The following is a 12,276-nucleotide window of genomic DNA, read 5'->3' on the forward strand; positions in this document are numbered from 1 at the left end:
GGGGGTCAGCCTAATGGCAAGGTTGCCGAAGGTCGGGCGGCGGGGAAGCTGTGCGTTCCTACGAACGGGGTGGTGCCGGTGCGGGCCTCGGCCCCTCGTGCAGCACGCGCCGGCTTGTTCCTACTCGTTCCTACTCGTTCGAGAACTCCTCCACCACCGTCGCCCCCAGCTCCCGCACGATCAGTTCGTGACCGGACATGGCCGACTCGTTGAGGTCGGGGTCGTCGTCCTCGGGGATGTCGTCCTCAGGGGCGACAGGGGGCGGCTCGGAGGCCGAGACGGACTGCGGGGCGGCGGGTGCCTGGTACTGCGGCTGGGCCGGGGCGGGTCCCTGGGGTGCGGCGGGCCCGGGGGCCGACGGCTGGGATGCCGCGGGGCGAGGTGCGGCGGGGGCGCCGTAGCCCGCACCGCCGCCACCGCCGAAGCCCGAGGAGCCGCCGGACGGCGGGGGCGCCGAGCCGCCCGAGGGGTCGACGACCGCCTCGATCTTCCACTGCACGTTGAACTGCTCGGCCAGCGCCTGTCGCAGCACGTCCTCGCTGCCGCTGCTCGCGAAGTTGTCGCGGGCGCCGGCGTTGACGAAGCCGAGCTGGAGGGTGGTGCCGTCGAAGCCGGCCACATGGGCGTTCTGGCTGAGCAGGATCCAGGTGAAGCGGCGGCGGTTCTTGACGGCCTCCAGGATGTTCGGCCAGAGCATGCGGGGGTCGAGGCCGCCGGTGGGGGCGGCGCCCGGGGCCGGGGCCGGGGGTGCCGCTGAGGCAGCAGGTGCCTGGTGCCGGGGCTGGTACTGGGGTTGGGGCTGGGCCGGCGCGGGGCTCTGCGGGGCGCCGCCCGCGGGAGCGGCCGTGGGCCAGCCACCGGGACGCCGGCCGCTGCCGGCCTGGGCGGCGGTGGGCCAGGCGCCGGGGGCGGGAGCGGCGGGAGGAGCCGGGGCCGCCGTAGGGGCAGGGGTTGCCGGAGCAGGCGGTGCCGGGGCGGGGGCAGCCGGAGCAACCGCTGCCGGGGCGGGCGCAGGGGGTGCCGGAGTCGGTGCCGGGGCGGGCTCAGGGACAGGCGCAGGGGCCGTGGGCGCCCCTGCAGCCGGGCCGCCGGAGCCGCCCGGACCAACTGGTCCACCCTGCACACCCGAGGCCCGCACGGCCGCACGAGCGGCGGCGGGACCACCGCCGGGCGGCACGGGCGCACCGCCCTGGGCCATGCCCGCGTGGGCCTCGGGTCCGGGAACGTACCCCATGGCGGGTGCGGCGCCCGCGCCCACGAAGTTGACGCCGCGCTCAAGGCGGTCGAGGCGGGCCATCACGGACCGCTCGTCCCCGTAGGCGGCGGGGAGCAGGACGCGGGCGCAGATGAGTTCGAGCTGGAGGCGGGGCGAGGTGGCGCCGCGCATCTCGGTGAGGCCCTCGTTGACGAGGTCGGCGGCGCGGCTCAGCTCGGCGGCGCCGAAGGTGCCTGCCTGGGCCTGCATGCGCTCCAGGACGTCGGCCGGGGCGTCGATGAGCCCCTTCTCCACCGCGTCCGGCACAGCGGCGAGGATCACCAGGTCCCGCAGCCGCTCCAGCAGGTCGGCGACGAAACGACGCGGGTCGTTGCCGCCCTCGATGACCCGGTCCACGACCTCGAAGGCGGCGGCGCCGTCACCGGTGGCGAAGGCCTCGACGACGGAGTCGAGGAGCGAGCCGTCGGTGTAGCCGAGGAGGGAGGTGGCCATGGCATACGTCACACCTTCTTCCCGCGCACCGGCGAGGAGCTGGTCCATGACGGACATGGAGTCACGCACGGAGCCTGCACCGGCCCGCACGACGAGCGGCAGCACACCCTCCTCGACCGGGATGTTCTCCCGCTGGCAGACCTCGCCGAGGTACTCCCGCAGCGTCCCCGGGGGCACGAGCCGGAACGGGTAGTGATGCGTACGCGACCGGATCGTCCCGATGACCTTCTCGGGCTCGGTGGTCGCGAAGATGAACTTGAGGTGCTCCGGCGGCTCCTCGACGACCTTCAGCAGCGCGTTGAAGCCGGCCGACGTGACCATGTGGGCCTCGTCGATGATGTAGATCTTGTACCGGCTGGAGGCGGGCCCGAAGAAGGCCTTCTCGCGCAGCTCACGGGCGTCGTCCACACCACCGTGCGACGCTGCGTCGATCTCGATGACGTCGATGGACCCGGGCCCGTTCCTCGCCAGGTCCCGGCACGACTGGCACTCCCCGCACGGGGTCGGCGTGGGACCTTGCTCACAGTTCAGGCAGCGCGCCAGGATCCGTGCGCTGGTCGTCTTGCCACAGCCACGCGGCCCGCTGAACAGGTACGCGTGATTGACCCGGTTGTTCCGCAGCGCCTGCTGCAGCGGGTCGGTGACATGCTCCTGCCCGATGACCTCGGCAAAGGTCTCCGGGCGATAGCGGCGGTACAGCGCGAGAGACGACACGCATACGAGGTTATAGGCGCCCACTGACAACCCACCCCGCCGAAGGCTTCCGCCCGGCAAACGCAAGCGCCCCCCACGCACCCGCCAGAGCCAACCTACCCTTGCTGCCTTCCGGCCCTGGGGGAGTTCAGTCAGATAGCGCCGCGTGAGGGGCTGGGCCCCACAGTACCCGATCGCGGCCCGGGCACTGCACCCGATGACGGCCTGCGGGAACGAGTTCGCGAGCACTCCCCTCGGTCATGTAATGTTTCCGGCGGAGGATTCGCCTAGAGGCCTAGGGCGCACGCTTGGAAAGCGTGTTGGGGGCAACCCCTCACGAGTTCGAATCTCGTATCCTCCGCCAGTGCCTCACCGGGCACGTTGTCGAAGGGCCCCACTGTTCGCAGTGGGGCCCTTCGACGTTGTCCGTCTCATTTATTCGAGGCGCAGCCCTACCGCCAGGCCGGCGTGATCGGACGGCCACAGGCCCGTGGGAGTCCGGTCCCTCACCTTGTCTCCGATCAGGTGGGCGGAGGCAGCCGAAAGGTGTGCGGGCTGGTAGAAGACGTAGTCGATGCGCGAGCTGAGTTTGGACGGCAGGTTGCGCAGATCGGGGTCCTGAACGGCGGTGAATCCGCCCCCAGGACCGTGGGTGGTCCGCCAGGCGTCGTCGTAGCCACCGGCGGTGAACGTGCCGTACGGTCCGGGCGCCTCGGTGGGCAGGGCGTTGAAGTCGCCGAGAGCGGTGACGGGATACGGCGACTGTGCCAGCGCGGCGTACAGCTCCTGCGCCTGGGCGTTTCGAACGACCTGCACCCCTGGCTGCAGGTGTGTGGTGGCCACCCGCACCCGTGCCGGCTTGCCCTTGAGGACGACGTCCACCGCGGACCAGCCCCTACGGGCGGTGAAGGTGACTCCGAACGGGGTGGTGAAGACGGCCTTCGCGGCATAGAGGTGCGACTGCGCGTTCGTCACCGGGAGTCCGTCCTGTACCAGGATCGCTTCCCGGTCCGTGAAACTCGCCTGTTCGGTGGCGCTGATCGGCAGGGTGGTGCTGCCGGTGGTGTCGACCGCGGCGGCCCGGTAGTGGAGACCGGCCCTGCGCAGCTCGCGGAGCAGGATGTCCAGGAAGTCGTAAGTGGTGTGGAGGGAACCGCCCAGCGGGCCCTTCTTCCACAGGGCCACCTCCTGGAGGCCGATGACTTCGGGTCGCTCGTTCCTGAGCAGGCGCGAGATGGTCCGGGCGCGGGAGGGGAAGTCGGTGGCGACCATCTGGTCGTAGGCGATCCCGGCTCGCGCGACGAGCTCCTGCGGAGTCTGCGCCAGGACCAGCGGCTCGAGGTCGGCGCCCAGATAGATGTTGTACGTGGCGACCTTGAGCTGCCGCGTTCCGGCCTGAGCCGGCGCGGCCAGGCCCAGTGCCGCGGCAACCAGGCCCACGGCGACCAGAAGTGCCGCCCACCTACGAGCCATTCGCTTCTCCTCTCACTCGTTTTCGTGACAGCAACAGCAGCAACACCGCTGCGCGGGTCACTCGCCGATCGCGGTTTTGTAGCCGGCGGCGTCGAGGAGGCGGTCGAACTCCGACCGGTCGGACGGCTTGAGCTTGAAGATCCAGCTGTCGTAGGGCTCCTCGTTGAGCAGCTCAGGACCGTCGGACAGGTCCTCGTTGACCGCGATCACCTCGCCGCCGACCGGCGCGTAGACCTCCGTCGCGGCCTTCACCGACTCCACGACACCGGCTGCCTCGCCCGCCTCGAAGACCTTGCCGACGTTGACCAGCTCCACGAACACGACGTCGCCGAGTGCCTTCTGGGCATGGTCGCTGATGCCCACCGTGATCGTGCCGTCCGATTCCTTGCGCGCCCACTCGTGCGTATCGGCGTACCGAAGCTCGGCCGGAATGTGCGACATACGTGCTCCCCTGAAGCCGTAGGTGATCAACACGGCCATCCATGCCCGGGACCGGACGGTGCGGGACGTGGTTTCCCCCGCATGGCTCACAAACCGCACGGCTCGGGCTCAGTCGCCCCTGTCGCCCCTGTCGGCCCGGTGCCACGGTGCGTCGGGGCGGGTGGACCGGGCGGCGGCGGTGAGGCGGAGGGCGTAGGTCGGCCGGGGGGGGCAGGGACCGGGCCGAGGTAGGTGTGGCTGGTCAGGTGGCACCAGGCCGGGAGGTCGAGCGGGGCTGCCGGGTCGGTGGCGATGACGTGGACCACGCTGCCCGGGTCGGCCCCGTCGATCGCCTTGCGGAGGCGGAGCAGCAGCGTGACGCAGAGGAGGCCGGTGCCGTCGACCGTGAGGGCCGGGGCGGGCGACACGTCGGCCGTCATCGGCGGTACGCGGTCGCCGCGACGGCGGGCAGGACGGCCAGGGCCAGGACGCCGGCGGTGAGGGCCAGTGCGGGGTAGCCGGCCGCGGTCGCGATGACGCCGGAGCTGATACCGCCGGTGGCGCCGGCGATCGCTATGGAGACGTCCACCATGCCCTGGGTCCTGGCACGGGTGGCGAGGGGCACCGTGTCGGTGATGATCGCCGTGCCCGACACCAGGCCGAAGTTCCAGCCGAGTCCCAGGAGGGCCAGGGCGAGCGCCAGCAGCGCGACGGAGTCGGCGGGGGCCAGGGCGGCGAGGATGCCGGCGGCCAGGAGAGTGAGGCCGGAGGCGGCGGCGATCTTCATGCGGCCGTAGCGGTCCACGAGGCGCCCGGTGAGCGGTGACGGCAGGTACATGGCACCGATGTGGATGGCTATGACGAGGCCCGAGGCCGCGGTGCCGTGGCCGTGGTCGTGCATGTGGACGGGCGTCATCGTCATGATCGCCACCATGACGAGCTGGGTGAGCACCATGACGAGTGCGCCCAGGACCACACCGCCGCGGCCCTCATGCGCCGAGGCCGCGGGTGCCTTCGCCCGGTCCGCCTGCTCGGTGGCGGCGAGGGCGCGGGCCGTGAGCAGCGGGTCGGGGCGCAGGCTGGTGGCCAGGACCGCGGCCGCGAGAGCGTAGGCCGCTCCGGACAGCAGGAAGGGGCCGGCCAGGTTCGGGATGCCCAGGGTTTCGGCGAAGTCGCCGGTGGGCGCGGCGAGGTTGGGGCCGGCGACGCCGCCGAGGGTGGTGGCGACCAGGACCGTGGAGACGGCGCGGGCGCGGTGGGCGGGGTCGGCCAGGTCGGCTCCGGCGTAGCGGGCCTGGAGGTTGGTGGCGGTGCCGGCGCCGTAGACGAACAGGGCGAGGAACAGCAGGACGGGACTGTCGAGTACGGCGGCTGTGATCACGCCGGCGCTGCCGACGGCTCCGGTGAGGTAGCCGATGGCCAGTCCGGGGCGGCGGCCGCGGGCCTGGGAGATACGGCCCACGGCGACGGCCGTGAGCGCGGATCCGGCGGTGAACAGGGCGCTGGGCAGTCCGGCGAGGCTGGTGGTACCGAGCATGTCCTGGGCGAGCAGGGCGCCGACGGTGACACCGGCGGCAAGACCGGCACCGCTGAGGACCTGGGAGGCGACCAGGACACGCAGGATGCGACGCTGTGCCTGGGCGGCGTCGGGTATGCCGGACAGGGAGGCAGGGGCGGCGGCTTCGGCTCGGGTCATGTCTCTCTTCCGGTGGCAGCGGATGGCGTGCGTCAGGGGGCCGTGGTGGCGCTGCAGCCCAGGTGGACCGGCCTGCCGGCCGGCCCCGGGTGCACGGCGGTCATGCCAGGTCTCCGGCGTCGGCAGGGGCGCGGGCAGACGGTGGCAGGTGCACGGCCGTCGCCGTCCCAAGTCCCCTGCGTCGGTAGGGGCGGGAGCTGTCGATGGCAGGCGCACGGCCGTCGCCATCCCAAATCCCTGGCGTCGGCGGGAGCGGGGGGGGGCAGGGCCGGGTACACGGCCGTCGTCGCCCCAAGTCCCCCTCGTCGGCAGGGCCGGTGACGGCCGGCGCCAGGTACACGGCAGCCGTCGTCCCACGTCCCCGGCGTCAGCAGGGCCGGAGGCAGCCGGTGCCGGGTACACGACAGCCGTCACCCCAAGCCCCCTGCATCCACCGGCAGTTCGGCCAGGCGCCACTCCAGCATCCCGTCGTCGAGGCGGATCGCGCGGCGGCCGCGGTCGGTCAGGAGCCGTACCGCGTCGTAGGCGAGGACGCAGTACTCGCCGCGGCAGTACACGACGATCTCCGTCTCCTCGGGCAACTCGTTGATCCGGTCGGCCAGTTCGTCGACCGGGATGGAGCGCGCGCCGGGGATGTGGCCGGCCTGGTACTCCTCCGCCGGCCGTACGTCCAGCACCACCACGTCGCCCGCCACCACGCGGGCGCGCAGCTCCTCGCGGCCGACCGGTGTCGCGCCGTCCTCGCCGAGGTAGGCGTCGCGGGCCGCGGGGACGGCGGCCTGGTGGGCCTCGGCGACCTTGCGCAGCAGTGCGAACAGCTGAGCCACGTCGTCGCCGGCGAGCCGGTAGTGGATGCGCACGCCTTCGCGGCGGGTGGCGACGAAGCCGGCCTGCTTGAGGGTCTGGAGGTGCGCCGAGGCCGTCGTCAGGTTGAGCCCCGCCGCCTTGGCCAGGGCGTCGACGGTGCGCTCGCCCTGGGCGAGCACGTCGAGCAGTTCCAGGCGCTTTCCGCTGGCCAGCGCCTTGCCGCTGGCTGCGAACGCGTCGTACAGCTGCGCCTTCGTACCGGCCGTCGGCTTTCCCATCGCACCCATCCCAGCATCCTCCATAAATCCATGGAATAGTGTAGATGAAGCCGGGGGTCGTGACCACACGCGTGACCACACGCGTGACCACACTCATGGCCACACGTCCGCCGGCATCCGCACCCTGGAGGGACCTGATGGGCTTCGCCGACGACCACCTGATACCCCTCGTCGACACCGGGCTCGGCAACAGCGCCTACCTCGTCGACCTCGGCGACGGCCGTGCCCTGGCCGTGGACGCGAGCCGCGACCTGCGTGCGCTGCGGGCGGCCGCCGAGCGGCGCGGCCTGGCCGTGGCGTACGCGGCGGACACGCACCTGCACGCGGACTTCCTGTCCGGCGCCGTCCAGCTCGGTCACGACGCCGGGGCCACCGTGCTGGCCTCCGCCGCCGGACACCGTGCGTTCGCGCACCGCGGCCTGGCCGACGGCGACGAGGTCGACCTGGGCGGCCTGACGCTGCGGGCCCTGGCCACCCCCGGCCACACGGACGAGCACCTGTCCTTCCTGCTCCTGGACGGCGACCGCGCGCTCGGCGTCTTCACCGGCGGATCGCTGATCGTGGACTCCGCCGCCCGCACCGACCTCCTCGGCGCCGACCGCACCGAGGAACTCGCCCGCGCTCAGTACCACTCGCTCCGGCGCCTCGCCGCGCTGCCGGACGAGGTCGCGGTCTGGCCCACGCACGGCGCCGGGTCCTTCTGCTCGGCCCCGCCCGGCGCCGAGCGCACCTCCACGATCGGCACGCAGAAGCGGACCAACCCGCTGCTGGCGGCCCCGGACGAGGACACCTTCGTACGACGCCTCGTGGCCGGCCTCGGTAGCTACCCGGCCTACTTCGCCCGGCTCGCCGAGGCCAACCGGCGCGGCCCCGCCGTCCTCGGCTCCGCCCCGCCGCTGCCCGCCCTCGACGCCGGACAGGTCAGGTCCCTGCTCGCGGAGGGCGGCCAGGTGGTCGACGTGCGCCCGGCCGCCGACTACGCGGCCGGCCACATCCCCGGCGCGCTGTCCATCCCGCTGCGCGGCCAGTTCGCCACCTGGCTGGGCTGGCTGCTGCCCGACACCGTCCCGCTCGTCTTCGTCACGGGCGACGGCCAGGATCTGGACGAGATCGTCTGGCAGGCGGCCAAGATCGGTTACGAGCGCCTCGCCGGACGCCTCGACGGCGGCATGCCCGCCTGGGCGGCCGCCGGCAACCGGCAGGCCGGCACCGCGTTCGTCACCGCCGACCGCGCGGGCGACCGCCCCTACGTCGACGTACGGCAGGAAGCGGAGTTCGCCGCCGGGCATGTGCCCGGAGCCGTGCACATCGAGCTGGGCGGCCTCGCCGCGCACGCCGGGGACGCGCCCGAGGGGCCGGTGGTGGCCTGCGGCCACGGCGAGCGCGCCATGACCGCCGCGAGCCTGCTCGAACGCGCGGGCCGCACCGACCTCGCCGTCCTCGACGGCGGACCGGCCGAGTACGCGGCGGCCCACGGCCGGCAGCTCACCGAAGGCGGCACCAGGTGAGCGACGCAACCGGGGCCGCGGCCCGGCCCGTCCGCCTGGGTCTGCGGGAGAACTGGCTGCAGTTCACCCTGCTGGTCGTCGTCAACGTCTGCGTCGGCGGCCTGGTGGGCCTGGAACGCACCACCGTCCCGCTCGTCGGCAGCCACGTCTTCGGCCTCACCAGCGACCTGGCCGTCTTCTCCTTCATCATCGCCTTCGGCGTCACGAAGGCGATGACCAACCTCGCCGCAGGTGCCCTGACGGCCCACTTCCGCCGCAAGCAACTCCTCGTCACCGGCTGGCTGATCGGCGTGCCCGTGCCCTTCGCGCTGGCCTGGGCGCCGTCCTGGGGCTGGATCGTCGCCGCGAACGTCCTGCTCGGTGTCAACCAGGGTCTGACCTGGTCGATGACCGTCAACATGAAGATCGACCTGGTCGGCCCCGCCCGCCGCGGCCTGGCCACCGGTCTGAACGAGGCCGCCGGTTACACCGCCGTCGGCGCCACCGCCCTGCTCACCGGCTACCTCGCCACCACCCACGGCCTGCGCCCCGTCCCCGAACTCATCGGGGTCGTCTTCGTCGCCGCCGGCCTCGCCCTGTCCCTCGTGGTCCACGACACCGCCGACCACGTCGCCCTCGAACTCGCCCAGCACCCCAGGCCGTTGCCCTCCGGCGAGGACACGACCCTGGCCGCCACCTTCGCCCGCACCTCCTGGCACGACCGCTCCCTGCGCGGCGCCAGCCAGGCCGGCTTGGTCAACAACCTCAACGACGGCCTGACCTGGGGCGTCTTCCCCCTGCTCTTCACCGACCACGGCCTCGGCCTGGCCGCCGTCGGCCTGATCAAGGGCCTCTACCCGATCCTGTGGGGCCTCGGCCAGATCCCCACCGGCCACCTCGCCGACCGCATCGGCCGCAAACCCCTCATCGTCCACGGCATGCTCGTCCAGTCCGTCGGCTTCGTCCTCGCCCTCGCCCTGCTCGACCGCCCGCTGCTGGCCGGGGTCCTCTCCGCGGTGTTCCTCGGTATCGGCACCGCCATGGTCTACCCGGCCCTGATCGCCTCGGTCTCCGACCACGCCCACCCCGCCTGGCGGGTGGGCGCCCTCGGCGCCTACCGCTTCTGGCGCGACATCGGCTACGCCGCCGGCGCCCTGGTGGCCGGCATCCTCGCCGACGCCCTCGGCCTGAACGCCACGGTCGTCGCGGCCGCCGCACTCACCGCGGCTTCCGGACTGCTCGCGGCCCGCTGGATCACCGAACACCCCGCTGAGGACCGGCCGAAGTCTCCATCAGCCGCTGCACCCCGGCCGTGAGCGCCGCCGTCACCATCGGCGGAGGCACGTCAGGGGCTCCGAGGGTTCTTCGGGGTCCCTGGGTCCGGGCGCTCAGGGGGAGTTCGAGTTGGACTCCGCCGGCCGGGGTCAGGTTCACCGGGTTGCGGGGGCCGAGGCCGCGCAGGCCGGGTGGGATGTGGTTCAGGTCGGTGACGGGCTCGAAGGCCGGGGCGAGGAGGGTGAGGCTGTGGGCCAGGGTGTCGGCCGCTGCGCGGTTGGCGCCGCCCAGGAAGATCGCGCGGGGGGTCTCGGGTCTCAGGTGGCCGTGCAGGGAGATCGTCAGGGTCACGTGGGACAGGAACTGCCGCAGGGCCGCGCAGGTGGGGACGGACATGCGGTGCGAGGGGATGTGGACCGGGTCGCCGGTGGGCTGGGTGAAGACCAGGCAGCTGGCGCCCGTGCGGGCCGCGACCTCGTGGGCCAGTTCCGCCGTGCCGCCCTCCCTGCTGCCGTGCAGGGCCAGCAGGCCGATGTCCGACCGGATGGTCAGGGCGGCGGCGAACTCCACGCCCTCGATCACGACGCGCTCGGTCACCACCGTCAGCGCACCACCCGCACGGTCTTCGACACCGTCACCTGGTCCACCTCCGACACCCGCACCGTCACCTTCATCGTCCATGTTCCCGGGATCGGCAGGTTGAAGGCGTCGGCGGCCCAGTAGCCGCCCCGGTCGGTGACCTTGGTGTCCAGGGGACCGATCCGCTGGACCGGGAGGGTGAAGGTGATGCGCAGTTCGGGGACCGCGGAGAGGCCGCCGTCGGGGCCGTAGACCACCGCCTGGACGGAGTTCGTGCCGACCCGGCCGGGGTCCAGGGTGATCTGCACCCTGCCGTGGCCGCCGGGGGTGCCGACGTCGAAGGGGATCGTGGTGACCGAGGCCGCCTGGATGCCCGCCGGAGCCGGTGCCGCCTGAGCCGCCTCGGCCGCCGCCCGGCCCGGCAGCGTGCTCGTCAGGAGGGTTGTCAGGACGAGGACGAGGGTGCCCACCGCCATCTCGGTCAGCACCCAGCGGCGGAGGTCGTGGGGGTGGTGCGGGGCGGGGGCGGGGGTGGCGGTGGGGTTCGGGTCCGGGGGGAGCGGGGGGCCGCCGGCCGGTTGCGGGACCCGGGTCCGTTCACGTGCCGCAGGCCGGGTCGCCAGGCGGGTCGTCCAGCGGCGGGAGCGGGACGCGGCCGCGAGCAGGAGGGTGACCGCTGCGAGCTTCGCCAGCAGGAGGCGGCCGTACGTCGTGTCGGTGAGCGCCTGCCAGGAGCCGAGGCCCCGCCAGGACTGGTAGACACCGGTCGCCACCAGGACCGTCACGGAGGCGAAGGCCAGGCGGGAGAAGCGGGCGACGGCCTGGACCAGCGGTGCGGCCGGGTCCGGTGAGGCGCGGCGCAGCGTCAGCGCCAGGGCCGTCAGGCCGCCCAGCCAGGCCGCCGTCGCCAGCAGGTGGAGCGTGGCGGACGTGATCGCGAGCGGGACCTGGAGGCCCGCCGAGGCGTGTTCCGAGGCCGCCCAGGTCAGGGCGAGGGCGACGGCGAGGGTCGCGGCGGTCGCGAGGGCGGCTCGGCGGGGGATCCGGCGGCGCCATCTGCGCACGGCCAGTGCACAGGCTCCGGCCAGGAGCAGCAGGGCCAGACGGGTGAGGAGGAGTTCGCCGGGGCGGGTCGAGGCCGTACGGGTGAGGGAGGAGAGGGCGAAGGCCGTCGTCGGGGCGGTGCCCTCCTCGTACGGGGCCCTCAGGAGGAAGAGGGCGATCGTCGAGGCGAACAGGGTGCCCCAGGCGGCCGCCACCGGTGTGCGCAGGTGGGCCGGCCTCGGCGGGCGGCAGTACGCCACGAACGCCGCGGGGCCCAGCAGGAGCGCCACGGCGAGGTAGGCGAGGTAGCGCGCGATGTTGTAGAGGCTGGTCGTCGCCGGGTTCTCCGCACGGTCCGGGAGCACGCTCGTCGCCGTCGCCGTGCGTTTGCCGACCGAGAAGGTGAGCGCGCCGGACACCGGGTGGCTGTCGGCCGACACCACCCGCCAGGCCACCGTGTAGGTGCCGGTGCCGAGCTTGGCGGGCAGGGAGACCCGGACGGTGTCGGAGCGGCCGGCGGCGTGGTCGGCCTCGCCGGTGCGGACGCGTTGGTTGTCGGGGTCGTAGACGCGCAGGGAGTCGGTCAGCAGGCCGACCGATTCCGTGAAGGTGAGGGTGACCTCGCGGGGCGCCGACTTGAGGACGGTCCCGTCGGCGGGGTCCGTCCCGCGCAGGGCCGCGTGGGCCGAGGCGGGGGCGGTCGCGCCGAGGAGGAGCAGGAGCAGGCCCGCGCCGAGGACGGTCAGCCGTCGCAGCCACCGGTGTTCGTCGCGCACCTCACCCCTCCGTCCCACTGCCCCTCCGTACAGGTACGCA

At 73.3% G+C, this 12,276-nt stretch carries 10 protein-coding genes, 1 tRNA gene and 1 other RNA gene; 3 read left to right on the forward strand and 9 right to left on the reverse strand.

Going from position 1 to position 12,276, the window contains the following annotated elements:
* Nucleotides 1-130: 130 nt before the first annotated feature.
* Complete coding sequence (locus ACFY3C_RS26315) at nucleotides 131-2,422, reverse strand: DNA polymerase III subunit gamma and tau (protein ID WP_390772470.1); 2,292 nt, start codon at nucleotides 2,420-2,422, stop codon at nucleotides 131-133.
* Between the two features lie 59 nt (nucleotides 2,423-2,481).
* Nucleotides 2,482-2,580: signal recognition particle sRNA small type (gene ffs, locus ACFY3C_RS26320), an RNA gene on the reverse strand.
* 97 nt (nucleotides 2,581-2,677) lie between these two features.
* Here ffs and ACFY3C_RS26325 point away from each other — a divergent pair.
* Nucleotides 2,678-2,765: transfer RNA gene (locus ACFY3C_RS26325), tRNA-Ser, on the forward strand.
* Nucleotides 2,766-2,836: 71 nt separating this feature from the next.
* Here ACFY3C_RS26325 and ACFY3C_RS26330 read toward each other — a convergent pair.
* From ACFY3C_RS26330 to ACFY3C_RS26350, 5 genes are all read right to left on the reverse strand, one after another.
* Nucleotides 2,837-3,874: an endonuclease/exonuclease/phosphatase family protein gene (locus ACFY3C_RS26330; protein WP_390772471.1), complete on the reverse strand. Its 1,038-nt coding sequence runs from the start codon at nucleotides 3,872-3,874 to the stop codon at nucleotides 2,837-2,839.
* 57 nt (nucleotides 3,875-3,931) lie between these two features.
* Nucleotides 3,932-4,315: a glycine cleavage system protein GcvH gene (gene gcvH, locus ACFY3C_RS26335; protein ID WP_386580374.1), complete on the reverse strand. Its 384-nt coding sequence runs from the start codon at nucleotides 4,313-4,315 to the stop codon at nucleotides 3,932-3,934.
* 86 nt (nucleotides 4,316-4,401) lie between these two features.
* Nucleotides 4,402-4,734: a sulfurtransferase TusA family protein gene (locus ACFY3C_RS26340; RefSeq protein WP_390772472.1), complete on the reverse strand. Its 333-nt coding sequence runs from the start codon at nucleotides 4,732-4,734 to the stop codon at nucleotides 4,402-4,404.
* A complete protein-coding gene (locus ACFY3C_RS26345; RefSeq protein ID WP_390772473.1) occupies nucleotides 4,731-5,990 on the reverse strand; it encodes an MFS transporter in 1,260 nt (419 codons plus the stop codon). The genes ACFY3C_RS26340 and ACFY3C_RS26345 overlap by 4 nt, the downstream gene beginning before the upstream one ends.
* Nucleotides 5,991-6,400: 410 nt before the next feature.
* A complete protein-coding gene (locus tag ACFY3C_RS26350; protein WP_390772474.1) occupies nucleotides 6,401-7,084 on the reverse strand; it encodes an ArsR/SmtB family transcription factor in 684 nt (227 codons plus the stop codon).
* A 128-nt stretch (nucleotides 7,085-7,212) separates the two neighbouring features.
* Between ACFY3C_RS26350 and ACFY3C_RS26355 the strand changes: the two genes are divergently transcribed.
* Together ACFY3C_RS26355 and ACFY3C_RS26360 are read left to right on the forward strand one after the other, a co-directional pair.
* Nucleotides 7,213-8,583: a rhodanese-like domain-containing protein gene (locus ACFY3C_RS26355; protein WP_390772475.1), complete on the forward strand. Its 1,371-nt coding sequence runs from the start codon at nucleotides 7,213-7,215 to the stop codon at nucleotides 8,581-8,583.
* Complete coding sequence (locus ACFY3C_RS26360) at nucleotides 8,580-9,878, forward strand: MFS transporter (protein WP_390772476.1); 1,299 nt, start codon at nucleotides 8,580-8,582, stop codon at nucleotides 9,876-9,878. Before ACFY3C_RS26355 ends, ACFY3C_RS26360 begins: the two co-directional genes overlap by 4 nt.
* Here the strand turns inward: ACFY3C_RS26360 and ACFY3C_RS26365 are convergent.
* Nucleotides 9,817-10,434 (reverse strand): poly-gamma-glutamate hydrolase family protein, encoded by a 618-nt coding sequence (locus tag ACFY3C_RS26365; protein ID WP_390772477.1) that lies wholly within the window; start codon nucleotides 10,432-10,434, stop codon nucleotides 9,817-9,819. The genes ACFY3C_RS26360 and ACFY3C_RS26365 overlap by 62 nt on opposite strands.
* A gap of 5 nt (nucleotides 10,435-10,439) precedes the next feature.
* The gene (locus tag ACFY3C_RS26370; protein ID WP_390772478.1) at nucleotides 10,440-12,236 is read right to left on the reverse strand and encodes a copper resistance CopC/CopD family protein; all 1,797 of its coding nucleotides are present in this window, start codon (nucleotides 12,234-12,236) and stop codon (nucleotides 10,440-10,442) included.
* Between the last annotated feature and the right edge of the window lie 40 nt (nucleotides 12,237-12,276).

The sequence above is a fragment of the Streptomyces sp. NPDC001410 genome, assembly GCF_042895235.1.
Classification (GTDB): Bacteria; Actinomycetota; Actinomycetes; order Streptomycetales; family Streptomycetaceae; genus Streptomyces.

Coding starts and splice junctions, on each gene's coding strand:
- gcvH (WP_386580374.1), bottom strand. CDS start 4,315: ATGTCGCACATTCCGGCCGAGCTTCGGTACGCCGATACGCACGAGTGG.
- ACFY3C_RS26345 (WP_390772473.1), bottom strand. CDS start 5,990: ATGACCCGAGCCGAAGCCGCCGCCCCTGCCTCCCTGTCCGGCATACCC.
- ACFY3C_RS26330 (WP_390772471.1), bottom strand. CDS start 3,874: ATGGCTCGTAGGTGGGCGGCACTTCTGGTCGCCGTGGGCCTGGTTGCC.
- ACFY3C_RS26350 (WP_390772474.1), bottom strand. CDS start 7,084: ATGGGTGCGATGGGAAAGCCGACGGCCGGTACGAAGGCGCAGCTGTAC.
- ACFY3C_RS26340 (WP_390772472.1), bottom strand. CDS start 4,734: ATGACGGCCGACGTGTCGCCCGCCCCGGCCCTCACGGTCGACGGCACC.
- ACFY3C_RS26355 (WP_390772475.1), top strand. CDS start 7,213: ATGGGCTTCGCCGACGACCACCTGATACCCCTCGTCGACACCGGGCTC.